Raw genomic sequence first — 24,840 nt, 5'->3', positions numbered from 1 at the left:
TCAATATAAAAACGCTGTATCTACGCGGCAATGTGTATTTGTTCATCAAGCCAGTCAAAGATCACCGATGTAACGTGGGGTAAATTGCTTCCCCCTATTGTCCAGTGACATACCTCTGGTAATTCGACCAGAGTAGCCTGTTTCCCATACTTTTTCTCGATAGCGCGTTGCACCTTGATAGGCGTAATACGATCTGCGGTTCCGCCCAATACCAGTATTGGACACGTCACCTGCTTTGCATCAACCCGTGAAAAACCACTTTTGAAAAAGCCACCAACGCCAATCTGAAACGTTGCCATGCCCGACTCAAAGGTCATATTGTCCAGGATTTGCTCTTGAACAGAGTCACTTTGAGAATTAGCAATGCCATAGCGGACATTACTCTCGCCAACTTCCGTGACTTTACGCCAAAGTGGAAATGACAATAAGTTGAGCCCAAATGTACGAATAACCGACCAACTCCAACTATTAATGCCACCAGGAGCGGCAGATGAGAGCAGCACTAATTTACTGACTGGCACCCTAGCCGCCACTAATTGTGCTAACAATCCTCCCATTGAATGCCCAACCAAAATAGGGGCAAGATCGTGCGACTTAACTCTGGCAACGATGAAATCCACGTAGTCTTGTAATGTAGTCGTAGCAAGTCGGCTTTTATCCGCTTGACTGTATTCGAGCTTGTTCTTGTGCTCAGGAAGACAAAGAGAATCCACCTCATAACCTTGCGCTACAAAAGCCTGCTGTACTTCTGATAAGGTTTCTCCCATACTCCACATTCCGGGAATAAGTACCACTGGCGGCTTAGTGCTATCAGGTATTTTCATATTCAAGTCCTTCACTTAAGGTAAGTCGTCTTATGCTGTCGCTTCAACTTCCTGAACCATTGCTTTATCTTGATTTACAGCAGGAGAAAACTGTAAAACGCCATCTTCGATAGGATCTTCAGTCAACGCTTTTTTGTCTTTTCCATAGTGCATAGTGACAACCCAAGGCCCTTCTTTTCCTTGTCTCGGCATTCTTTCTTTGGCCCGCTCCATATAACCCGGCGCAAAGCCATCTAGCATGCTGACACCCGTGTTGGCATTATCGTTGTCCACAGGTCGAACAGCGGCAAAACCATGTTGTTCCATATGACTAAACAAGTGACACAAATAACGTCCGCCGATATCCGCTTTTAACGTCCATGGCGCATTAGTATAGCCAAATATCCAACCATAATTTGGCACCCCTTCAATCATGATCCCTTTATATATCATGCGATTCGGAACGTTGATTGGCTCGCCATTTAGCAAAAACTCCATGCCCCCCATTAACTGGATATCCAAACCTGTTGCGGTCACAATCACATCAGCCTCTAGGTACTGTCCAGATTTCAGCTTAATGCCTTTTTCCGTAAAGTGTTCGATATGATCAGTGACGATATTCGCCTTACCTGAACGCAAGGTTTTGAAAAAATCACCGCCTGGCGCTGCACACAAGCGCTGCTCCCATGGGTTGTAATTCGGCGTGAAGTGACTCATATCAAATTCTGGACCAACTTGCTTACGAACATGCGATAGCAACACTTTACGCATTCTTTCTGGCCATTTTCTACACGCCAGATACATACCTCGTTGCATGAGAATGTTGCGTTTTCTGATCAGATTGAACACCCACTTTTTCGGTAAAAAACGATTAAGGAAAACAGAAATTTTATCCGTATTCGGAACCGCCATAATGTAGCTTGGCGAGCGCTGGAGCATAGTCACACCAGCAGCTTTTTCCGCCATACTCGGCAAAAGTGTTATGGCTGTTGCACCACTACCAATGACGACCACTTTCTTGTTCGAATAATCAAAATCCTCAGGCCAAAACTGAGGATGAACCATATCGCCCTTAAACGATTCCTCTCCTTCAAAATGTGGTCGATGCCCTTTATCAAAATTGTAGTAGCCAGCGCAGTTGATCAAAAACGAGCAAGTAAATGTTCTTTCCTCACCTGACGACTCGTGCGTAGCGGTCACAGTCCATCGCTGTTTAGCGTCAGACCAGTCTGCACAAGTGATTGCCAAACCGTATTGCACCTTGTCGTCAAAGCCAAACTCTTCAGCCGTTTCCGCAACATACTCCCGGATGCTTGTTCCTTCTGCCAGAACTTTATCGGAATACCAAGGTTTAAAGTCAAACCCGAAACTCGCCATATCTGAATCAGAACGAATTCCTGGGTAGCGAAATAAATCCCAGGTACCTCCCATTCGTTCCCTTCTTTCTAAAATCGCCAATGTTTTATCAGGGTGCTCAGAGGCTAGGTGGCAAGCTGTTCCAATCCCTGAAAGTCCGGCTCCGATGATGATAGTGTCGTAGTGCGCAGCGGTCATAACGTTTTCCTTTTGTCGTTATTATTGACTAAACATTGCTCAATATTTCAGAAAGTAAGGCAAACAATATTGATGAATGACGACTATTTTTTGATAAAACACGACAATGTTACTAAAATGTTAATTCCATATTTTTAACTGAACTGTATCAGCGATAGAATGGAAAAATAGAGACAAGGGAGTCATGGTGCATATTCTAATTAGAGCGACAAACCTTCGCGGATACGATAATCTCACGCAATCTTTGGGTGGAGATCCTCTCTATCTGCTGTCGAAATATCACATCCCTAGTGCAGACAAACGGGATGAGGATTCCTTCCTCATCTTTCGTAATATGATTGCTTTGCTGGAAGACACGGTAACCGCTCTCGATTGCCCGGACTTCGGCCTGAGACTCGCTGAATATCAGGGTATGGGCATTCTTGGCCCGATTTCGGTGATTGCACGCAGTTCGGCGACGGTTGGTGATGCACTGGAAAATATTTCCAATTATTTACACCTGCATTGTTCAGCATTAACGACAAAACAAATCGTTCAAACAAAGGGACAAGCCCGAACAATAAAGTTGGAATACTGCGTGCAGGGTCGTGGCATTGACTACTCTGTACAGTGCTATGAGCTGGGATTGGCGAATGCGATGCAGGTGATTAAGTTATTATGCGGAAACGACTTTAAACCCATCTCTGCGCACTTTATGCACTCTCGGCTGGGAGATGAGGCGTCGTATCAAAACGTATTTGGCTGTCCAGTCGAGTTTAATCAGAACTGGTGCGGATTTATTCTCCCAGAGTCGGCGTTCGCGACTCCGCTATCCAGCGAAGATGAGCAAACCTGTAAACTGGCAAGGCACTACCTGGAATCACAACCCATTCCCTTTGCCAGTTCCGTTTCTGATGATGTAAGAAGACTCATTAGAGGTCTCCTTCCCACAGGCCAATGTAGCAGTGAAAACATCGCTTCTCACCTTTCTATGCACAAGCGAACACTGCAACGAAAACTCGCCCAAGAGAGTACTACCTACGAGCAAATATTAGTGAGTGAGCGGCAAGTTATCGTGACCAAGTATTTGAAAGATCCAAACCTAAAGTTAAGTCAGATCAGTGGACTACTAGGCTACTCAGAACAAGCCACATTTAACCGCGCCTGTCGGGTTTGGTTTGGAGTCACTCCGCGAGCTTACCGAGCCCAGCTTCTGGAAGAGCTTGATTTTAAATAGCTATCCGAACATAAAAGAAAAGTCATCCAACTCATGCGTTGGATGACTTGGTATTTGTTTTGGCTAAACTAAGTCTCTAATTAGTCTCAGCCTCTGCACTTGCAGTCGCACTGGCCGAAGCTTGAGAACAGTCTAAAGCAAGGCTACCACCTCCCACGACTTCCAATAAATCTTCGGTACCAGGTAGATTCTCATAATGAACCATCATATTCATGTTAACGGAAGAACCACCTAAAGCGCTTGCAGAAGAGGTAGCGGCAGCTTGCGCATACGAAATGATCTCTTGAGTGGCATCTGCTATTTGTTGCGCGACATCAGCCGCAGAGTCAAAAGCGGTCACAATGGGTAACGAACCTGTCCCTAAAACAGGTAAGTCCCATTCAAACGTAAGCTTGCCAGCGGCCTGCGCTTGAGCTGATGCTTCTGCCATGGCGTAAACGAATGATGTTGCCATCGCGTCAGCGTATACTTGCGCAAGAGCTGAAGTCTGAACATTGAATACAGTACCGCTTGCAACACCCAGTTGTGTTGTAAACTCTTCGATATTGGCTCCTTGTACATAGAATGAAGATCCACTCGACGATATACCTCCGCCAGTTGCACTTGCAGAAGCAGAACTATCGCCATCCGCACTAGCTTCAGACTCTGCGACTGCTTCGCTCTCTGCTGAGCCTTCAACTCCGGCAACAGCTGATGCTGTCGCTTCGGTACCAATCTTAATGGTGATCTCTGTTACTACGAGGTCAATATCCTCATTAATACCTTGGAATACACTCATGTAGGCTTGTGCAATCATCGTAGCTGCGGCTTCCGCTTCTGCACTAGTATAAGCAGAAGCCTCTGAATCCCCTTCTGTGTCGGACTCAGCCACTTGGGCAAAAAGAGTACCACTTCCCATACTCGCGTTTAACTCGACCTGATGTACAGCGCCATTGTTTCCGTGCCTTGTTAAGTCTAGAGTCACGCCCCCAGAATAACTGATGTCGATATATGAAGAAGCCTCGGACATCGCGTAAGCTAAAGCATCAGCTGATACATCGCTATCTGAATCATTTGCCATGGCAGAGGCTGGATTTATGCATGTATCCGCTCCTAGAATACTCTCAGATACCGAAATCGTTGTACTACCATGCGTATTTTCTCCCGGCGGACCAGCCCATGCGCCAGTGCTCAACAGTGAACTTATTAAAACAAAAAGCATTGTCTTGTTCATAGCTGCTCTTCCTTGTTTTGTGGTGACTAAAATGGCTCGACATTGAACCATTTAATTTGTTAAGCATTTGTAAAAGTGTAGTGACCCATATGCATATGCATCAGATCAAATAGTAATAACAATATGAAACTTACCGTCTCGTAAACGGTTAAATGTAAACATACGATGTGCTAGGCAGGAGAAGCGCTTCAATTCTCATAAAGCAAAGAACACGATAGGATGGCATGCAAAAGTTTCAAGCCAAAGTAGCCGTTGGAGCAAACGAGGGTGGCTAATTGGTCAGATTCACCTTTAGCTGCAAAAGGTTAGTGAGATATTCATTAAAGTATGCCCCGAATAGACAGCGATAAAACCGGACCTAAAAGAGATGGATGTTTAACGATATGAGAAGGGTTTTGAACTCTAAAATTTTAGACTTTTTAATCTAATAGCAGTTATTCTTTTTGGCTATATAGATAATGATAAATTTATTAATACCAATTCATATGGCCAAGATAACTATCTGAATTGTTTTCAGGCAAGGGTATCAGGGGCTAATATGCACTTCGCTAACAGCATAAAAAAACACCCAAGCAACTTAAGAGCACTTGGGTGTATATTCTTAATCTAATGTCTTATTAAACAGCAGCAAATGCTTCAGCAACTCGTGCAACATTTTGTTCGTTCAGACCTGCTAGACACATACGGCCACTGTTAATCAGATAGATACCGTGCTCTTCACGAAGCTTTTCAACGGTCGCTTGCGAGAAACCCGTGTAGCTGAACATGCCTTTTTGTTTGATTAGAAAGCTGAAGTCTTTTTCAGGACGTAACGCTTTTAGCTGTTCGTGCAAGGTTTCACGCATCGTCAGAATACGGCTACGCATGCCTTCTACTTCGCCAAACCACTGAGTTTTTAGTTCTTCCGTATTGAGCACGTTAGAAACCACAACCGCGCCGTGTTTTGCCGGGCTTGAGTAATTACGGCGAACCGTCGCTTTTAACTGCCCAAGCACGCGGGATGCTTCTTCATCGTTACCACATACGACAGACAGACCACCAACTCGCTCACCGTAAAGTGAGAAAGTTTTAGAAAATGAGTTGCTTACAAAGCTCACTACGTCTTTTTCCAGAGAAATCTGACGAATAACGTAAGCGTCTTCAGCAATCCCTTCACCATATCCTTGATAAGCCATATCGAAAAATGGTATCAGCTTTTGTGCTTTAACCACTTCGATCACTTTGTCCCATTGTTGATTAGTAAGATCAACGCCCGTAGGGTTATGACAACAAGGATGAAGCAGAACAATACTCTCTGCAGGTAGCGCTTCTAACTGAGAAACCATGCCATCGAAATCGAGCATTTTCGTTTCTGGGTTAAAGTACGGGTAAGTACCTACTTCGAATCCAGCACCCGCAAAAATGGCATTGTGGTTTTCCCATGTAGGATTGCTCACCCACACTTTCGAGTTTGGGAAATAATGATTAAGGAAATCCGCACCGATCATCAGCGCACCAGAACCACCGAGTGATTGAATCGTCGCTACTCGCTTTTCTTCCAACGCAGGGTGACTTTCACCAAAAACAAGAGCTTGAACCGCAGCACGATATGGTGCTAAGCCTTCCATCGGCAAGTAAATACAAGGCTGACTTTCTTCTGCGGCTAGCTGCTGCTGCGAAGTTGCAACAGATGGTAGCGTTGGAATTTTGCCATTTTCATCGTAGTACAGGCCGATACTTAAATTCACTTTTTCAGAACGTTCATCCGCCATAAATTGTTCCATCAGAGACAATATTGGGTCTCCGGCATAGGCTGTTACATGATTAAGCACTGAAATTCTCCTTGTTAATTATTAACTTGATAACGGTCTGCACGGTGATTTAAACCAATGATAAAGTTCAATATGACACCGCAGAGTATTGATAGAGCCAGTTCGACATAACCGACAACGGATAGAGACACTAACATAATTGTCACATCTACGCCCATTAAGAACCAGCCTGCGCGTAAACCAATTTTGTCCTGAAGGTATAACGCTAGAATATTAAAGCCACCCAAGCTGGCTTTGTGACGAAATAAGATGATAAACCCAGTACCAAATAAAAACCCGCCAAAAATCGCCCCATATAGTGGGTGCACATTGCTGATTTCAACAAAGTTGGATTGTGTATTGGTGATAAATGAGACCAAACCTACTGCAGTAAAGGTTTTCAGGCAGAACAACCAACCCATACGACGGATAGCCAAATAATAAAACGGTAGGTTTACCAAAAAAAAGATGGTGCCAAACTCCAATTGAAAGTTGTAGCTGAGGAACAGAGATAGCCCTGCAGTGCCACCTGTCACCATTCCCACTTGTTTTAAAAACAACACGCCAAACGATACTAAGCTTGTTCCCATAAAAAGAGCGAACACGTCTTCAAACCACTTATGGTCTGTGTTCGTCATTGTCGCCTCTGACACTTTATTAATCCCTTAACTAACACTTACACCCCAGCAATCAACCTATTCCTTGATCACTGCCCTCGCACAACAACATGCGTGATTTGTGCATTATTAATAACACAACAAATATATCGTGCAAGTAAAAACATATAAATGACGATTTCATGCATAGATTAAAAATTAATTGCACCAAACCCGCAGGGGGCGAGCTATTTTGGTGCAACCATTTATCAAGATTGGAGGGTAGTGCCGTACTCTTTTACACGCTCAAGCACGACGGAAGTCTTAATATGGGAAATGAGTTGAGTAGTGAAGATGCGGTTGATCAAATCGTTTAACGTATTCAGGTCAGCGACCAAGCACTTTATAAGATAATCCGCATCTCCGGTGGTTTTAAACACTTCAACAATACACGATTCATTATCAATAAAGTTCAAGAAGTTATGAGTTTTCTCAGCTTCGTGATTAAGAAGTTTCACCTCTATCATCGCTATCACTTCCTGCTTTAGCGCTTTTGGTGATAAGCGAGCATGATAGCCAAGTATGAGGTTATTGTTTTCTAATGTGATGCGACGGCGAGAACATTGCGAGGCTGACAACCCAACCAACTCACTAAGCTCTTGATTTGTCAGGCGTCCATTATCTTGCAATAACTGCAGAATTTTTACGTCGTAGTCATCCAGTTCATTGGCCATGTAAAGCTTACTCCTTTTTACCAGCTCGTGAGTGTAACAACTCCTCGCAACCTCGACTACTTTTCGGTTCTGAATTGCTGGATTTTATATATCCAGATGATTTCGGGATAAAGGATTTAAAATGTTGTCACTGGTGATCGGTGCGCGAACACTCTCAATCAATTGTCACCACTCTGTTTTCCTGAGCACTCACTACAGCAGCATCAAGAATTTTCAGCACCTGTAGGACTTGCTCTGGTAATACTGGAGGCTCTGCTTCTTCCATCACCGCTTTAGCAAATTGATTGTAGTAATCAAAGTAAGCACCTTGCTCGGAAGGAATCGCGAGTTCACCACTCTCGTCTCGCAGTAACGGCCAACGCTGTTCCACTTCATATCCCCAATGTTGAGGATCATTGACTGGGCGCTGACCACTGAATATAGCCTGAGCCTGAACATCAGACATTTGCGATTGGAAACTTCCCTTCTCAGCATACACAAGGAACTCTTTCATCTGAATACGATTCAGTTTACTGGCAGACAAATACGAAGTGGCACCGTTTTTATGATTTAAGGTTAACGCAAAACTCGCGTTAGTTGGCCCTTCAGGAAGCTCAACTTCATCCAGGTGAGCATGGACCGAAGTCACTGGGCCAAGGAGATAAATTGCCTGGTCGACAACATGGCTTCCCAAGTCGCGCAATAACCCACCGGTTGGGCCAGCTTCAAGAGTGACTGGATCATCGCAATCTAAACGAGAATGCATACGCCAAATACGACCTAAGCGCCCATCATCCATTACTTTACGTAGAGTGCGTACATCAGTATCAAAGCGGCGATTATGAAAAGCGCACAATACCACTCCTTTTGCGATTGCCGCGTCGAACAACCCTTTTGCAATTTGGGCATTCGGTGCGAATGGTTTATCTGCGACAACATGGAGCCCTGCTTCAATAGCTTCTAATACTAAGTCGCGACGAGTTTCAGGAGGAGTCGTGATGGTAACGGCATCCACAGTGCCTGAATGAATCATGCTTGTTAAGCTCTCATACACCGGCATGCCTGGGAAATCTTTTTCGATCTGTGCTCGTTTAGATTCAGAGCGAGCAACAATACCTGTCAGTTCTAACTTTTCTGACGCCTCGATAAATGGTGCATGAAAATACTGACCACCAACACCGTAACCAACTAATCCAATGCGCATAGAATACTCCTCCGTTTGATTCTTAGGCCTTATTCACTCTAAACCTATCTGACATGAAAACTCAATAGATTGCATAAAACACTCATTAGCTACAAATGAGATACCGTTCATTTAACGCATAGTTAATCGTAACGGCTTTGGTAATGGAGAATGGAAGTGGTTGAAAGATAGTTGGCTTGAGTTAAAAGATGAGGGAATGGCGAAGTCTATTGGTCTCCTCAATGAGAATGAGGTTTCTAAGTTATCAGCCTTAGTTTAAACAATCCTTATCAGCTCAAAAACTTTTTAACCTAGCCCTGAAAGAAAGTGATACCTCAGGGCTAAGTTGATTTGACTAAGTCTCGTAAAGAAACTTTTAAGTCCGGTGTATGCTTAGAGACTAGCCATTACCACATTGTAATAAGCTTCAGGTGTTGCTTGCTCATTCGCTACTTTACCAGCCATTTCAGTACGGATAGCCGCTAAAACTTGAGGCTGTTTAGCTTCTTCTACACTTAGCATGTCTAACATTGCTGTCACATGTTCGCCATTGCCTTGAGAAGTCTCTTCAAGAACTTGATTGTAATTGTCTTGAATAAATTGAGCAGCTTTGACGTTTGCACCTTCACAAGAGTCTTCAGAAGACACCTTAGATGAAACAGCGGTTGTACCTAAATCCCAAATAATGTTTGATATCGCTGCCGCCGCACCGTTGTTATCAAAAATCATAGCTCCAATACCACAGTGTTTCCAAGGGTTAACCTTATCTGCAGCCACAGCGTTGCCAGCCAATAGAGTTGATAGCGCCACTGCGCTTACTAATAATTTTTTCATTTATTTACCAATACATTGAAACGTTGATAGCATATTCAAAAACTTCGTCATAACGAACAGTGGTTCTGAAGTCGAAATCACGACTCTCTAAAAAGCGCTGCTCCCAAGATAAATAGTTTTTGCTTTCCGCTAAACTTATTAAGTTATAAGAGCGACCAAAAATTAAAGACGTCGCCCATGAAGGTGTTATATCCAACACCAATCCAAATTCCGGCCCACCAAGCAAGTTACTATTTGTGAAGTCCGAAAACTGAAATTCTCCAGCTAGTGCCGAATAACCGACAAAATTGTCCCTGATTAGCCAGCTTTTACCATAAAATCCTGATAGATATATATCTGAACAATTAATGCAGTCCAAACTCGTTGGTTTATATCCTGCTTTCAGTGCCCACGCGTTGGATTCATCACCTGGCAACCCTGTCTTAGAAACATTTAGATTTACCACATTAAAAAGTGAAAACTCACGCAACCTTAATGCGTCGGTTTCCATTGTGTATAAAAAACTAATGTCCAAAGTACTTAGCTCTGAATATGGAATACGAGCTGCATTCAAATTCAGCATGTCATAATAATTGGCTCGGAATCGTAATATATTACCCTGTCCAAATGACTCATTGTAAAGCTGAGAAACCTGTAGCTTTGCCGTATTTTGTGCTGCATGCGGTGGTTTCTTCTTCGATACTTCCCACTCAATTTTCTCAGGAGGCAGTTCAAACCGTACTAATAGTAACTGCTTCCGTTTATTAGCTTGCTCGGTAGACAATCCTTCATTTTTTATATCTAAAAATGAATAGTAGTCATATAGTGTATCAATTATTCTCTTTGCAGAGACTTCACCAATTGAAAGTAGCAAACTCCGAGTATTTTCAGACGACTGGTTTATGATGCGTTGAACCCAGTCTTTCTCTTTATCATTAAGTTGTTTATATCTATTGTATAAATTTTCTTGGCGCGAACCATGATAGATAAAATCGTCAATATAATCGGCAGCACCCGGTTGATTAAGCATCATAATCAGATCGTAAGGCATCACCCATAACTTATTTGGTGCCAACAGCGGTCTATCGACAACAATTTCTAGCAACTTTGCAAGTTGATAACTACAATTTTGCTTGAAGAAATAGTATGTCATGCTCGAGTTTTCAATCTCCCATAGATGAGCCAATAACAGATCTATTTCGTCCTGAGTTAGATTAAGGCGGTACTCCCATAAATCACGTAACTCAGACTCATTGTAAGTTAAACTTTGATGGTGATATTTCTGGTTAGCAAAATGTCCTTGATAACCTCCCATAATGCCTTTATAGATATAAGTAAGCTTATTATCAGATTCAGATACAATAGCGCCATAGCTGAACGTGTTATCAAGTAAATCGTTATTCTCAGAACCATTAAACTTTAAAAGAACATGGCCATACATCGAGGCCGGGTTTCCGAGGTAGCCACTGGCATACAGAACGCTTACACTTTCGGTACGAAAGGCCTTCATATATGAATCATATTCAGCACAGTGAACTTGCGGCAATATCAAGTTTGGCATAACCGACTTTAACCAGAGCACTCTTGCCGGAAAGCGACACTGAGTTATAGGGGAATGAATAAACTTATCTAATGTTGCCTTTAATTCTGCTTGTGGACTTTTATACCCTAAAGGGGATAAAAAGAAATCCGAATTGTTTATTGAGCTTCTCGAAGACACTACACCATCTTCAAAATGGATAAGACCTAGCCATTTTTTCGACACTGCTAATTCACGAGTTATCGATTCATGTATTGCTTTTTCTAATAACTCTCTATCGCTCGCCATACTACTGCTCATTCCTAATAAAGAAACACAAGTACTTACAACGAGACAGAGAATAATATGTTTAAAATTCAACCAATTGTATACGTCAAGATAATTATGGCAGTATGTTAACTTTGTTCCATAATCAACTCAATGCATTTATGAAAAAAATATCGATTTCTTAATACATTAGTGAGTAATATCACTTCAATTGTGATGTTCACATACATTTTCCATTGGTTTGAGATCGGGCCAATCCCCAAGCTGACAAACTAGTTTTTCACGCCAAACTAGATCATCCCATATATTAATATGTCCTGGCTGTTCCGATATCCACAGTTCCTTAGGCCAGTTAGCTAGTTCATATAATTCCTTCGCGTGTTCAATATTAATGAGCGGATCTCGTTCACTATGAACGATTAGTAGTGGGACATCTTCTATCTGACCAACGAATAATGATGGCGAATAGTCAGTACGTACAAACCAACTAAGAGGGTATTGGAACAGCCAGGTAATCCAAGACTTACCTAGCGTTTCTTGCATTATCTTTCGGTGCGAGCTAAACGCACTATCCACGATTAGTCCTTGAGGTTTATCTGTTGTAGAAAGCTCTGCTACCATATTAATTGCAACTGTGGCTCCAAGACTCTGCCCCCAGACAATAATTGGTAAATTATCTTCACGCTCAGATAAAATTGATTGATAGCCAGCCAAAGCATCTTTTTGTATCGAAGATATATCTGGCTCGCCTTCAGACAATCCATATCCTCGGTAATCAATAATTACGACTTCCCACCCTTCATTAATAAGCCAGTAGGAGTTAGCGATATGATAACTTAGGTTTTGAGCATTACCGTGTAGAAAAAATATGGTTCCAACCTTGCTTTTACCACCAGCAGGAAGCCGCCATCCATGCAGTTTGAGACCGTCTTCTGTCGTGAAGTAAACATCTTGTTTGCTGAAGTTAAAGTGTTCCGGTGACCCAACAAGATTTTTGGTCGGCCAAAAAAATAGACTTTCACAGCCGAAAAGAAAAAAAAGAGCAAGGAGACCAACAGTTGCTTTTTTATATCGCTCCATTTTGAGCACCTCTGACATGATGTACTCAAAGTTTAGAACAATTTACGTACCCTTTTTATTTAGTAAATATCCCCTTCCAAAGCCCAGTAAGTGTTTAAAAGCAATCGCGTATATAAATTCAAAGCGAGCCCCACGCTCGCTTTCTTAATAGGCCACAAACAACTTACAGCGCTTCTGCCTGATCTTCTAATTGTTTCGTGGTCTTCTGGCTAACAAACTCTTTATAAAGAGACGCTTTATCGGTTGGATCGATAGATGACACTGTTAACGCACTATTAAACAGCTTTTCAGATTCAACTTCTGGCATGACAACCAAAGCACATACCTGCTTCGCACCGTCAATTTCAACCAGTGAGATCTGCTCTACTTCACTATGATGGATTGAAGTATTCGAGACCTGTTTCGCGATCTGCTCAAAAGAAGTGCCCGCAGATTGTCCGTCTACAGAGCTGCTGATCTTTTGATAGTTTTTCTCCAGCACACTCACTTTGATATCTAAGTTTTGTGCGAGTGTATTACGAGCTAAAGAAACCGCGTGATTACGGTCGATAGAAAAATTACCTGATGACTCCACGCAGTTTGACGCCGCAAAGCCATTTGCCGAAGCCGGATTTAGAACCCAGCTAGGTACATTGTTTGCTGTGTTCGTTTCAATTTTTGCTGTTTCTACTTGCGCACTTTGACTTGCACACCCCGATAAAACCAGAGCACCGATTGCCGCGGTAAGAATATGATGTTTCATCCCCATTCCTTTTAAATGACTGAGTTTGACTGCGCTTGATAAGTTTGCATTCTATCATTCACCTTCTTGAGGTAATTGCGCGTCTCTTGGTAAGGTAAGTTTTTGATAAGTTGCTGATATACTTCATCAGAACTCATGCTATTAATCTTTTTTATTGCTCGGGATACGCGTCGCTCTCCAAACGCTTTAGCAACGTTGCCAGAACCTGTGTTGTAAGCTGCAATAATGCTGTACGTTGCACTTTTAGGGTCTTTGATCCCCTTCAAATATCGGCTTTGTAAAATCTTCAGATAAGCACTGCCCGTTTCAATATTGACCGCTGGATCATAGAGATCATTTTCACGCATTGGCTTGTCTTTACCACGATAAAGCTTGTTTACGTCATGCCCAGCTGTAGTTGGGACAATTTGCATCAACCCATACGCTGGTACGTGAGATTTCGCCTTTGGATTAAAGTGAGATTCTTCATGCATGATCGCAAGCACTAAAGCCGGTGCTAACTGACGTTTTTCCGCCTCTTCCTTTATTGCAGGTAAATATTTGTTTGCTCGGTCAGAGAGAGATGACTTCGGGATCTTCACTGTATAAGCCACCACTTTGCGCGGTGCCTTTTTCAGCTGTTGCTCCTGCTGAATAAGCGCTTGTTTCATCTTTACGATGCGTTTTTCTTTTTGCTTATTCATCTCATTTTTTTGTTCAGAAACAAGTTGCTCAGCCTTTTGTTCGCTTAGTACAGAAGCTTCTTGAGCGACGAACATGTCTAACTGACTCATTTGGCGCTCTGTCTGTTCTTCAATTTCTTGCTTCACTTGGTCGAATGTTTTTTCCTGAACTTTCACCTCTTCAACAATAACCGTTGTCGGCTTTGCTTCAGCAGGCTGCGGTACACCAACCTCTCCCCATAGTTGGGCATTGTTCTTAATCACAGCATTAACAACGTCGGCGTCTTGAGTCTTCCCTGTTTTGGCTTCAGTTTCATCCTTTGGCAGGTAACTTACTGTGACTTCGCCTTTCTCCAAATCGACAACCGTCCGCGCATCGTGTTTCTTGTCGTAAACGACAATAACTTCTGGTGAGGAGATTTTATTGTCACTCCATTTTTCAATGGATGCTTTTTGTTTATTGTCCCAGTCTGCTAAATACGCTTGTTGCCACTGGTTGAACTCTTTGATGTGCGCTGCGTACCATTGCTCAAACTCGGCCGTATCGTCAACAGTAAGCTGCTCTATCTCTTGATCTAACTCCGCGAACGGGTCGTTGGCATGACTTGGCATCGTGACAGTTAGGTTCAATAGTATTGTCAGTGCGCAATATTTTAGTTTCATCATTCTTGCTACCGTCATCTTTCTCATCAAAAGTAAGAGGAGAGATCCCCTGCGCTTTCCGCTTGTTGCTCAAATAGAGTTTCTTCGATATCCAGCACTAAACGTTCACATTGCTTACTGCTGCAAGACTTCGCAAGCAACTGGCTCTCTTCAAGATTACCTTGGTCATACTTCCATTGAGCAAGCCAGATTTTTACTTCATTTCGCGTAATAAGATGCTTATCTACATACTGTTGATAGTAGCTATCCGCCTTATCGGTGTCTGACTGAGCCAGCAGCAAGCTAACGATCCCTGCCGCGTCCATAGCGACGCTTGAGTCTTTCATTAACAACGGCAGAATGGGCTTTATTTTCGCAAATTGCTCGGTCTGGTAATACGCAATGGCGTAGTTCAGCGCAGTCGTTTGAAGGTTGGTTTTATACCCAGTATCATTAATAACCGCAGAGCATGAAGCCTGAGCTTTCTCCAGCGATGAGAACTGTATACTGGTTAACTCATAGGTCAGGTTCGCAAACGGCCAGGTATCAAGCCGTTCGCTAATCCATTCTCCTTGAACCAGCTTGTCTTCATATTGCTTTCTCAAACTCAGCCCTAAGCCTTTACGACAGAGCGATTTCATTTGCTTGGCTGTCAGTGCGTGCTCTCTTGACACCACGACCGAAATTTCAGCATCACGATCACTAACGAGATAATCTGTGCCATTAAATGACCAGGTTTGCGGTTCTGAAGCAAAGGCTGGCAGGCATATACAGCCCGCCAGCATTAACGCGTATCTGCGGTTACAGATCATTCGCATTACTCACTTGGCCTGATGGGCCTTGAGTATTGTTGCCACCATCAGTCAAACCACCTGTCGTAGAGATCTTATGGTTTGTGCCTACTGTCTGGCCTTCTCGCACACGCTGTTTGTTTTCTGCTGCCGCTTGTTTTGCTGCCGCTTCCAAAGAAGGTGCGTAAACCGCTACCGCTAGCATCCAGTCGCCATCATGGCTCTTAAAGGTTTTCACAGAAACGCCTGCAGGCACTTTACCCGAAGCAAACGACTTGTATGAATCCGCACTCTTCATGTTGTTTAGGAAAGTGTGCTTGTTTTCTGCCAACACTTTCGCATCTGCTGGATTGATGCTATCTGGTTCGTATTCGAACTGTTCATTTTTCTCTAGCTGATTCTCTGTGAAGCCACCTTCCCAGAAAACTTGTTCACCTTGCATTACGGCGATCAAACCATTACGCGCTTTAGCCTGTGCCTGAGATTTAGACATATTAAGCAATTTGCGTTTTACGGCATTGTTCTTGTTATCGCGAATAATTGAAGAGCCAAAACCCAGAACAAAAGACTCTCCCGTTTCAGCATTGGTAATGACTTTCGCGCCAACTGGAGGTAAAACACCGGATTGGAGCTCGGCAATAATCTGTTTGAAGATGACGTTTGGCTCAGTAGTTTGCGTGATAGCACCAACTTTACGTTTGGTTTGTTCACGAGTTTTTGGTGTAGAAATTAAGCTAACGCGAACCAGGTTCTCACTTGGGTCATCAAAGACATCAAAAGTTACGTAACCAGCCAGCGCACCCTTTACTGACTCAGCACAGTTATCACTCATCATACTTGTTGTATTCGCAGTGCTTTCTGTTGCGGTATCAATAATATCCATGGTTTCGTTGATGGCAGTCGCACACATATTGCTCATGCCTTCCATGTTTTCAACCAGTTGCTTTTTAGCAATTTGGAACGCTTTCATGTACGCCGCGCGTTTAGAAAGTAGCGTTGCATTACGGTTTTCGTACGTTTCGTAGCTACCAGAGCCTGTAGACAGAATACCAATGCCAGAACCGACAGCGATCATTTTGACGCCGTCGCCTTCTTCTTCAATCAAGCTTTGGTGAGAAACAAGGACTGCTGCTTTAGGGTCAGCCGCAACGACTACGTCTCCAACCTCTTTGACACTATCAGTATTCACAGCCTGTGTTTCAGCAGTATTCGTTGCAGGGACGAGATCATTAAGATCAAAATCTGCACTTGCGTGTGCAGTACTAAAGGCACTCGCAAGTACCAATGAAAGGAGTGATTTTTTAAACATAATAATCCTTTAAATGTCCTAAAGTACGTTAATTTGATAATCGTTTAAGACACGTAATTTTGACGGGTAATTAGGCTGATGGATGCGCAAAGTTGGTTCGATATACTGCGCGAGATCATTGGCGTTATTGAGAGAGCGAAGCTTAACGACAACTCTGCCAGAGCGGCTTTCAATCTTGATATCCGACACTCCGTTAATGGCGCTGATAAGCGTGAAAAGTTGCCCTTGTTTTCCTGCTGCCGCTGGCGTGAAGATAAGTTCTCGAACCGGACCGCCACGCATCGCCATTTTTTGTACAGCGCCATGCAAAGCCTGTGTTAAAGCAGTTTTGTTTTTCTCAACAGCCAGGTGAACAGAAGCGAGCTCATTGAGCATGCCTTCTTTGTTTGGCAGGGTCATTAAGGTTGGGTCGTTATGCCACTCCCCGTACAAATTCCCACTACGATCCTGCATTTGCGCTGACAACGCCAACTGTAAACCAGAAGGCGTCACTTTCTTGGTTTCATTCACTTTGAGGATGACCGTTGCCAACTCGGGCGCAGATGAAAGGTCAAATCCCATATTTGCCAATGAGTTAGAAAAAGTAGAGCGTACTACGGGAAGGTTAGCATCTACGTAAACAGCTGGCTGGCCTAAGCTCTTAATCAGTTGAGCAATTTTCGCTTGCACTTTCTGACGCTCAACAGAGACATCTAAAGTGATAGTGAATACACCATTAGGCTTCGTCTGACTGGAGATTTCACTCCATCCAGTAATCATGCCTTGTGACTGCATTGAAAGAGACTGCACCGCTACATCGTGGAGGTCGAAGTCATCACTTGTTGAGTTCGCCGACATGCTGGAGTAAGACTGCTGCAGATAGCCGGACTTAACCATAACTCCAAGTACCTGACTAATAGCCCTGCGAAACGCATCTTGCTCCGCTACTTCACGCGCGCTTAAACCGCGAGCTTTGCTTGCAATGCCTTCTCCGACAACTACCACAGAAACCGTTGGCTCAGAATCCCAAGAGATGTCATCTTCGTTCAAAGATGGATCTATCTTCGGAGGGGTTACACGTGCGGTAACACAAGTATCGTCACCCATGAGCTCTGGCTGGCTGAAATCAGCACTAATCAACCCTTGATCAATACCCTCAACCAACATGTCGCGCGTAGCCTGATTAAATTGATCGTTTAGCAATTCGGTATCATCGGTTGACAACGACATGCTAACTTGACCGTTCAGGAAAAAACGCAGATTGTTAAGTGCATCAGCTTTGGCCGCTTCAATAGCCAGCGAGCCACGACCGTAGGCGCAACCTTGCTCAATCAGAGCCAGTGCCGACTGGCTCTTATCAAGTTCTAGAGCGTTAACTTGAGTAGCGGAAAACAAACCACCTAAGACTAGAGCAGTTCTTAGCCTTCTTGTGCCCATGTGCTGCGTTCCTTCATGAATTCCATTGGGACGCCGACACTAACCGCAAAAATTCGACGCTGACGATCCGGACGGTAGATACCATTTTCAGCCTCATCACGTACTTGGTCTGCGAGATCGCTGTCTTTCCAACGCACAATTTTTCCCTGTGCGCTTTGTTGGCTTGGGTTGACTGTCGCAACACCAATCGGCTCTACGAACCCTGCGCTGTACTCAAAGACCACCATGGTTTCATTTGGTAAAACACCCGCATTTTGGCCACGGTCAAGCGAGATTCGATCGCCTTTGATACCCTGAACCTGTGCGGTTGCTGGCATTTCTTTCAATAGACGGGTCAGCATGATATCGAATCCACGAGATGCCATTTCATTCATGACAGAGTCAACATCTTTACTGCTGGTGTAGTTAAAGCCGCGGTAGTAGTCCCCATTGGCAATAACGGTGGTAAAACTCTTCTTGTCACGCACATCGAAGTTCGAAACACGAATTTTACCGATATTTGGGTAGCTGAGTTTTTCACGCGTATACGGGTCGATAACGCCTGTCGTCATTTCCATTGACGTTTGGAACAGAGATTGCGTCGAGCCAAACAGCATGTCACCAGTTTTGAGTACATCTACTTTCATGATGTAATCGGTAGAAAGCTTCTCACGACTACTCATCTTTTGAGCAACATTGGCAGCACCCTCATCCGCTAGAATTTCTTCTAACGCCGCGTTTACTGATTTGGTATCACGGGTAAGGATGCGGAAACGGTTTACACCTGCAAACTGAGTTTCAAGAGTATTTTCAAGTGCTTTGGTCTCAAACTGGCCAATACTGCTGTGCATAGAGTTAAATACATCCGCAGACTTTCCTTGCAAGCTTTCACTCACATCCGTTTTCACATCTCCGAAGTAAAGGCGAATGGTCTTTTTGGCTAGAGGACAACGAGTATCCTTTTCGTTGGCTTCATAAGAACAAAATTGAAGCCCTTGGGTATTAAAGTACGCTGGCACTTCAATATCGCTGTCTTCAAAATCAAAAGCGGATTTACCAATGATAAGTGACGAGTTGCCAGCGTTGCTTTCTACTGCGTAAGTCTGCTGACTGGGTGTACTATTACACCCAGCAAGCACAAGACCAGCAGCGACCAACGTTGCGATCTTTGAATATTTCATTATGACTTCACTTGCTCCGCGACAACGTTGTCCAAGTTCTCTAGTTGATCGATTGTATTTTGATCCAGAGAAATCATTTCGTTAGCGTCGTAAGCCAGTACTGAACGCGCTTTTAGTTCGTTGTATGCAGCAACGATAGGCGCAACCTCTTCTTCTGCGTTTTCATCATCAGATGATCCAAAAAGAGGAATGCTCTTCAAAACACCACCCGTTGTTTCTACAAGAAGTAATTTAGGGTTTTGAGATGCAATGTAAGCAATTTTACCAGACTCAATAGCGATATCTTTAGCTAGTTCAACGTTTTTATCAAAGATTGAGTCTGATGCTGATTTGTAAGCTTCAACCTGAGGACGGATCTTTTTGTTTTTTGTTTTACCTTCATCAAACGCATTCATTGCAACTAGCAAGTCTTCATCAGATTTGTCTGCATTAATTGCTAGGAAACCTGCAACATCAGCGTGTTTGTCTGCAAGCGTACGGTAGTCTTGGAAAACAGAACATTGGCGCTCTTGAATTGACACCATGATTTTTGACACTTGATCGACGGCAACAGAGACTGGGGTGTAGTCAGAACCTAACTCAGCACACGTTTTTGTTAGTTGAGTGCTCATTTCGTTACGATCTACGGTTGCTGATTCCATACCTGGAATTGAAGAACATCCTGCAAGCACAGAAACGAATAGAGTAGCCACTGCTGTTTTCTTAAACATTTTTTATCCTTTAATTGTGTTAATTCTTTCAATCAAAAATTGAATAGATAGACTCACTTGTCAGTTTTTTAATTAGTTTTTGCCTAGCGTCATTCGTTGCTGCTGCCAAGCTTTTTGGTGACTCACCTAATTCCGTCACCAATTTTTGAGCAACCATCACTCCGGGTGCTGCTGCATCAAAGATTTTTAGCTGTACGTTTTGTCGTACAACAAAATTGCCCCCAACTCTGCCATTTCGAGCAGAAGTCTTTATGAAAATCGAAATCGCGCCTTGAGGGCTAGCAATGGCATTGTTCGACAGTAAACTCAGTAATTGGCCAGCAAATGCGTCTGATGAAGAACGGAATGAGATCGAAAATTGGTGCGCAGAGCGTTCTAATTGTTGCTGAACACGGTGATGCCGGGCGCTTAAGTCCTTTGCATCTTTCGCACTAAGAGAGCTCAAAAGCTTCATATTAATGTTACTTTTCGCAACGATATCGTTTGCCTGTGAAAATCTTTTGAAATCAACCCAACGATTACCCAAATTCTCAAGCTTTAGTTCAGCTAGTTCAAAGCTGTTGTTTAACTCGCGTGTGAGTTTTTCCGACCACGCCAGGCGATCAATTTTAAAACGGTATTCACACAGGTTGTTCTGGCACTCAGAGGTAACCAGTTCGAGGTTTGAAATTTCTATTGGAAGTGAACGAAGTGAAGATTCTTGCTCAAATGAACTCGATACTTGATTGTCGATTTTGGTGAATAGACTCTTTTCACGAACTTCTATTTTGCTATAAATATTCAGTGCTAATTGTTTTTTTGCATCAATCACAGCCTTATCTATCGTTTCTCCTGTTCCTAAAACATAGATAAAACGATCTGAAGACTGTGCGTTAGCACAGCCAACCCCAACTAAGAGGCTAAAAACAATAAGAAAACAGCGGAACAAACTCTAAGCCTAATTCGTTAACTTGATAATGAGCTCAGCAAGATATGAAACCACGCCTTTTTATTCAAGTGAACAACATTCAAACAATAAGTCACTATTTTTGAATTATTATTCAAACAAACAATAAATGTGATATCAGTTCCACTAAATGCAGATATGACAGAAACCTTACACAGAAAGGTAATTATTTTAACTCATGACTCAATAATAAGACTTCTTCTAAGTTACTAATATTCATAACAATGAATTAGTAACACATTTATTAATAATGCATAAATTCAATATGTGTGACTTCGATCAACATTAAGTGATTGAAAAACAGACAAAAGTAATTTGATGAGAGCCTGATTAAATGGCCTCTTAACAACGAAAAGGGGCGTATCCTCGCGGATACGCCCCTTGCTTAATGGATGAATGTGCCCTTACTTTTGGGCTCTTGGCTCATTCATTAACCCTAATATCAGAGAGAATGTGGCGATTAATAAGACAATTGTGAATGGGAAACCTGTCGTCACTGCCATCGCTTGCGCAGCGGCTAATCCCCCTCCCAACAATAATGCAATCGCCACTAAGCCTTCAAACGTACACCAAAATACGCGCTGTGGTGTCGGTGCATCGACTTTACCACCAGCTGCAATAGTATCGATAACCAACGAACCCGAGTCCGATGATGTAATGAAGAACACCACAACCAGAATGATACCTACAAAAGAGGTAATGCTTGATAAAGGCATAACTTCCAGCATCTCAAACAACTTCAACGGAAGCTCGGCATCTTTAACGGCTTCATAACCATCATTTACAAATTGGCTAATTGCTGTTCCACCAAAGGCCGTCATCCAGAAAACACAGACTGTTGAAGGGACAATGAGTACGCAGAAAATAAATTCACGAACGGTACGTCCGCGCGATACACGTGCGATAAACATACCAACAAATGGCGACCATGAAATCCACCAAGCCCAGTAGAATGAAGTCCAACCTTGAGAGTAGTTAACGTCTTCGCGATTAAATGGCATCGACAATGCTGGGAAGTTTTCCATATACGAAAAAATGTTGTCGAAAAAACCAGTCAAGATAAACAAGGTTGGCCCAACAATAACAATAAAGAACAACAATAATGCCGCCAATACCATGTTAATTTCGGAAAGTCGTTTAACACCACCGTCCAATCCCGCAAGTACGGATATCAACGCAAATGCGGTGATAACAATAATCAGGACAATTTGTGTCGTGTCTGTTAGCGGGACGCCAAACAGAAAATTCAAACCTGTTGCTGCTTGAGAAGCACCATAACCCAATGAAGTAGCAAGACCAAATACTGTCGCTACTACGGCAAGAATATCAATAATGTGCCCTGGCCAGCCCCAAATACGTTCACCGAAAACCGGGTAAAAAACCGAACGCATCGTTAGCGGTAGACCTTTGTTATACGAGAATATGGCGAGACCCAATGCCAGCAAGGCGTAAATGGCCCATGGATGCAAAGCCCAGTGATAAATCGTTGCAGCCATACCCAATGACTGAGCTGCTTCGATATCACCTAAAGCGCCGCCGAGAGGTGCCCAATCTGTTCGGACTCCATTTTCAAGCACAGGCCCTGCGAGCGAAGAACTGAAGTGAGACATTGGCTCCGATACACCAAAGAATACCAGCCCGATACCCATACCTGCGGCAAACAGCATTGCCAGCCAGCCAGCGTAACTATAGTCAGGTAAAGCCTCCGTCCCGCCTATCCTAACTTTACCCAGTGGAGAAATAGCCAAACCGATACAAACTAAAACAAATATGTTACCGGAAAGGATGAAAAACCAATCAAGGCTAGAGGTTAGCCAGGATCGCATATGGACAAAAATCGGCTCTACTTGTTCCCTGAAAATTAAGGTAGCAAATACGAATATCACAATTGCTAACCCAGAGACCGCAAACACTCGGTTATGAATATCTAAACCAAAAGGTCCAACGGATAATACGACGTTGTCCTGACCGACTTGATAATCGGTATCTATAGGGTTGGCTTTTCCGCTGTGTTTAGGAATACCACCATTATCTTTACTCATTGAATGTTCCTTTATCTTTACACAACCTAAATAGGTGAAAGGTATGGATCAATTAACAACTACTTATTAGCCATAAGTATAAGTCTTAATAAATGAAAACATCTCGAATGCGTTCAAACCAACTGAAAAAGTCGAAAATAAACGGCATGTGTTAGACACCTAAATGCAAGCACGCAAAGCAAAAATGTGACGTATTTCAGTAACAAAGTGCTTTAAGTAACGTGTCTAAACGAGAGTATAAAAGCTCTCTTTTATACATTTCAAATATGACGATTTATGAAGTCGATAACCTATACGTGACTTATCCTCAGCAGCATTATTGGACGCCGAATTCATATCAAAAACCCCAATCAAATTTGGAATAGAGATCACTATAAGTTGAAGGCCATCACTATATGTAACAACGACTTGTGATATTTTAGGTGCAACTAATATAAAAAATAATAGTGCAAGATCATTAAGTGATTATTGACACAAATATTAAGCACTAATTGGCAATTTGCCGTATTGCTGCCAAAAGGAGAACGGATGTTCGATTTTTCTTCATCCAAGCCAACGGTGTTGGTTATCGACGATATCCCTGAGAACCTCACGTTGATGTACCAATTACTTAAAGATGATTACAAAGTAAAAGGTGCAAACAGCGGTGAGCGAGGACTTGCACTTGCAGAAACCGCTAACCCCGATTTGATCTTGCTCGACATTATGATGCCGGAAATAGACGGTTATCAGGTATGTGAGAAACTAAAATCAAACCCTGCAACCAGTGATATCCCAATCATATTCCTCACTGCGAAAGCTGAAAGAGTCGATGAGCATAAAGGGCTAAAACTGGGTGCCGTTGACTACATAACCAAACCGATTAACCCAGAGATCGTTAAAGCACGTGTTAACACTCATGTGTCTCTCAAAGTGGCTTCCGATATTTTAAAAGACAAGAATCAAGTGCTAGAGCAAGAAGTCGAGAGACGAACCGCCGAAGCTCTGCGCCAAAAAGAAGAGCTTCACGCTATTCAAGATGTTGCATTTTATGCCATGGTATCGTTGGCTGAAACCCGTGATAACGAAACGGGTAACCACATCAAACGTACCCAAGCCTACATAAAACGGTTAGCGGAACAATTGCGAAAAAGCACACGTTATGTATCAGAACTAAACGATGAGTTTATTGATTTATTATATAAATCAGCCCCCCTTCACGACATCGGGAAAATAGGTATTCCAGACATTATCTTATTGAAAGAAGGCCCGCTAACACACGATGAGTTTCAGGTGATGAAAACTCACACCACCATCGGTTATGAAGCGATTAAAAACGCAGAGAAAGTAAGCGATCAGCCAATGAAATTTTTGACTGTCGCAAAAGAGATCGCCTACTCGCATCATGAGCGCTGGGATGGTCAAGGATACCCATTAGGTCTTGCCGGAGAGCAAATTCCGTTGTCAGCCAGACTCATGGCGATAGCCGACGTCTATGATGCACTGATCAGCAAGCGAGTTTATAAGCCTGCTTTTACTCATTTAGATGCAGTAAACATCATTTTGTCGGGCAAAGGCACTCAATTTGACCCTACTATCATCGATGCCTTCGCTGAAATTACAGATGAACTCGATGCCATCGCTCAAGAATACACTAACTAGATAAGACAAGT

General features: G+C 43.0%; 21 protein-coding genes. 2 read left to right on the top strand and 19 right to left on the bottom strand.

The window, feature by feature from the left end:
• Positions 1-20: 20 nt before the first annotated feature.
• Positions 21-824 carry an alpha/beta hydrolase gene (locus tag L9Q40_RS20000; protein WP_498794335.1) on the bottom strand — a complete coding sequence of 268 codons (804 nt, stop codon included), beginning with the start codon at positions 822-824 and terminating at the stop codon, positions 21-23.
• A 30-nt stretch (positions 825-854) separates the two neighbouring features.
• Positions 855-2,357: a flavin-containing monooxygenase gene (locus L9Q40_RS19995; protein WP_498794334.1), complete on the bottom strand. Its 1,503-nt coding sequence runs from the start codon at positions 2,355-2,357 to the stop codon at positions 855-857.
• Between the two features lie 184 nt (positions 2,358-2,541).
• On the opposite strand from L9Q40_RS19995, the gene L9Q40_RS19990 reads away from it, so the two are divergent.
• Complete coding sequence (locus L9Q40_RS19990) at positions 2,542-3,573, top strand: AraC family transcriptional regulator (RefSeq protein WP_498794333.1); 1,032 nt, start codon at positions 2,542-2,544, stop codon at positions 3,571-3,573.
• A 76-nt stretch (positions 3,574-3,649) separates the two neighbouring features.
• Here L9Q40_RS19990 and L9Q40_RS19985 read toward each other — a convergent pair whose 3' ends face one another.
• The 17 genes from L9Q40_RS19985 to L9Q40_RS19905 all read right to left on the bottom strand — a co-directional run bounded on the left by L9Q40_RS19985 (position 3,650) and on the right by L9Q40_RS19905 (position 23,188).
• A complete protein-coding gene (locus L9Q40_RS19985) occupies positions 3,650-4,786 on the bottom strand; it encodes a hypothetical protein (protein WP_243978715.1) in 1,137 nt (378 codons plus the stop codon).
• Positions 4,787-5,403: 617 nt separating this feature from the next.
• Entirely contained in the window at positions 5,404-6,597 is a 1,194-nt protein-coding gene (locus L9Q40_RS19980) for an amino acid aminotransferase (RefSeq protein WP_081281074.1), read from the bottom strand.
• 14 nt (positions 6,598-6,611) lie between these two features.
• On the bottom strand, positions 6,612-7,214 hold the full coding sequence (locus L9Q40_RS19975) for a YitT family protein (protein ID WP_065301646.1): 603 nt from the start codon (positions 7,212-7,214) through the stop codon (positions 6,612-6,614).
• 227 nt (positions 7,215-7,441) lie between these two features.
• On the bottom strand, positions 7,442-7,906 hold the full coding sequence (locus tag L9Q40_RS19970; RefSeq protein WP_317587070.1) for an Lrp/AsnC family transcriptional regulator: 465 nt from the start codon (positions 7,904-7,906) through the stop codon (positions 7,442-7,444).
• A 154-nt stretch (positions 7,907-8,060) separates the two neighbouring features.
• Positions 8,061-9,089: a Gfo/Idh/MocA family protein gene (locus L9Q40_RS19965; RefSeq protein WP_498794332.1), complete on the bottom strand. Its 1,029-nt coding sequence runs from the start codon at positions 9,087-9,089 to the stop codon at positions 8,061-8,063.
• Between the two features lie 372 nt (positions 9,090-9,461).
• Entirely contained in the window at positions 9,462-9,902 is a 441-nt protein-coding gene (locus L9Q40_RS19960; RefSeq protein WP_020335405.1) for a DUF3015 family protein, read from the bottom strand.
• 4 nt (positions 9,903-9,906) lie between these two features.
• Positions 9,907-11,709, bottom strand: a complete 1,803-nt coding sequence (locus L9Q40_RS19955; RefSeq protein WP_498794331.1) for an Lnb N-terminal periplasmic domain-containing protein — start codon at positions 11,707-11,709, stop codon at positions 9,907-9,909.
• A 186-nt stretch (positions 11,710-11,895) separates the two neighbouring features.
• Entirely contained in the window at positions 11,896-12,786 is an 891-nt protein-coding gene (locus tag L9Q40_RS19950; protein ID WP_329354113.1) for an alpha/beta hydrolase, read from the bottom strand.
• 145 nt (positions 12,787-12,931) lie between these two features.
• Positions 12,932-13,510, bottom strand: coding sequence for a hypothetical protein (locus L9Q40_RS19945; RefSeq protein ID WP_498794330.1), 579 nt, complete (start codon positions 13,508-13,510; stop codon positions 12,932-12,934).
• 11 nt (positions 13,511-13,521) lie between these two features.
• On the bottom strand, positions 13,522-14,838 hold the full coding sequence (locus L9Q40_RS19940; RefSeq protein ID WP_498794329.1) for a transglycosylase SLT domain-containing protein: 1,317 nt from the start codon (positions 14,836-14,838) through the stop codon (positions 13,522-13,524).
• Positions 14,839-14,861: 23 nt separating this feature from the next.
• Positions 14,862-15,626, bottom strand: coding sequence for a hypothetical protein (locus L9Q40_RS19935; protein ID WP_498794328.1), 765 nt, complete (start codon positions 15,624-15,626; stop codon positions 14,862-14,864).
• Positions 15,616-16,914 (bottom strand): hypothetical protein, encoded by a 1,299-nt coding sequence (locus L9Q40_RS19930; RefSeq protein ID WP_498794327.1) that lies wholly within the window; start codon positions 16,912-16,914, stop codon positions 15,616-15,618. Before L9Q40_RS19930 ends, L9Q40_RS19935 begins: the two co-directional genes overlap by 11 nt.
• A gap of 18 nt (positions 16,915-16,932) precedes the next feature.
• Positions 16,933-18,330: a hypothetical protein gene (locus tag L9Q40_RS19925; protein ID WP_498794326.1), complete on the bottom strand. Its 1,398-nt coding sequence runs from the start codon at positions 18,328-18,330 to the stop codon at positions 16,933-16,935.
• The gene (locus L9Q40_RS19920; RefSeq protein WP_020335415.1) at positions 18,312-19,490 is read right to left on the bottom strand and encodes a hypothetical protein; all 1,179 of its coding nucleotides are present in this window, start codon (positions 19,488-19,490) and stop codon (positions 18,312-18,314) included. Before L9Q40_RS19920 ends, L9Q40_RS19925 begins: the two co-directional genes overlap by 19 nt.
• On the bottom strand, positions 19,490-20,200 hold the full coding sequence (locus tag L9Q40_RS19915) for a hypothetical protein (protein WP_329354125.1): 711 nt from the start codon (positions 20,198-20,200) through the stop codon (positions 19,490-19,492). Before L9Q40_RS19915 ends, L9Q40_RS19920 begins: the two co-directional genes overlap by 1 nt.
• A 28-nt stretch (positions 20,201-20,228) precedes the next feature.
• Complete coding sequence (locus tag L9Q40_RS19910) at positions 20,229-21,011, bottom strand: hypothetical protein (RefSeq protein WP_498794325.1); 783 nt, start codon at positions 21,009-21,011, stop codon at positions 20,229-20,231.
• 539 nt (positions 21,012-21,550) lie between these two features.
• Positions 21,551-23,188, bottom strand: a complete 1,638-nt coding sequence (locus L9Q40_RS19905) for a BCCT family transporter (protein ID WP_498794323.1) — start codon at positions 23,186-23,188, stop codon at positions 21,551-21,553.
• A gap of 528 nt (positions 23,189-23,716) precedes the next feature.
• On the opposite strand from L9Q40_RS19905, the gene L9Q40_RS19900 reads away from it, so the two are divergent.
• On the top strand, positions 23,717-24,829 hold the full coding sequence (locus tag L9Q40_RS19900) for a response regulator (protein ID WP_498794322.1): 1,113 nt from the start codon (positions 23,717-23,719) through the stop codon (positions 24,827-24,829).
• Positions 24,830-24,840: the final 11 nt, after the last annotated feature.

It is taken from the genome of Allocatenococcus thiocycli (assembly GCF_921292965.1).
Taxonomy (GTDB): Bacteria; Pseudomonadota; Gammaproteobacteria; order Enterobacterales; family Vibrionaceae; genus Vibrio; species Vibrio natriegens.
The sequence above is the reverse complement of the archived record's forward strand: the minus strand, read 5'-3'. Positions and strand labels throughout refer to the sequence as shown.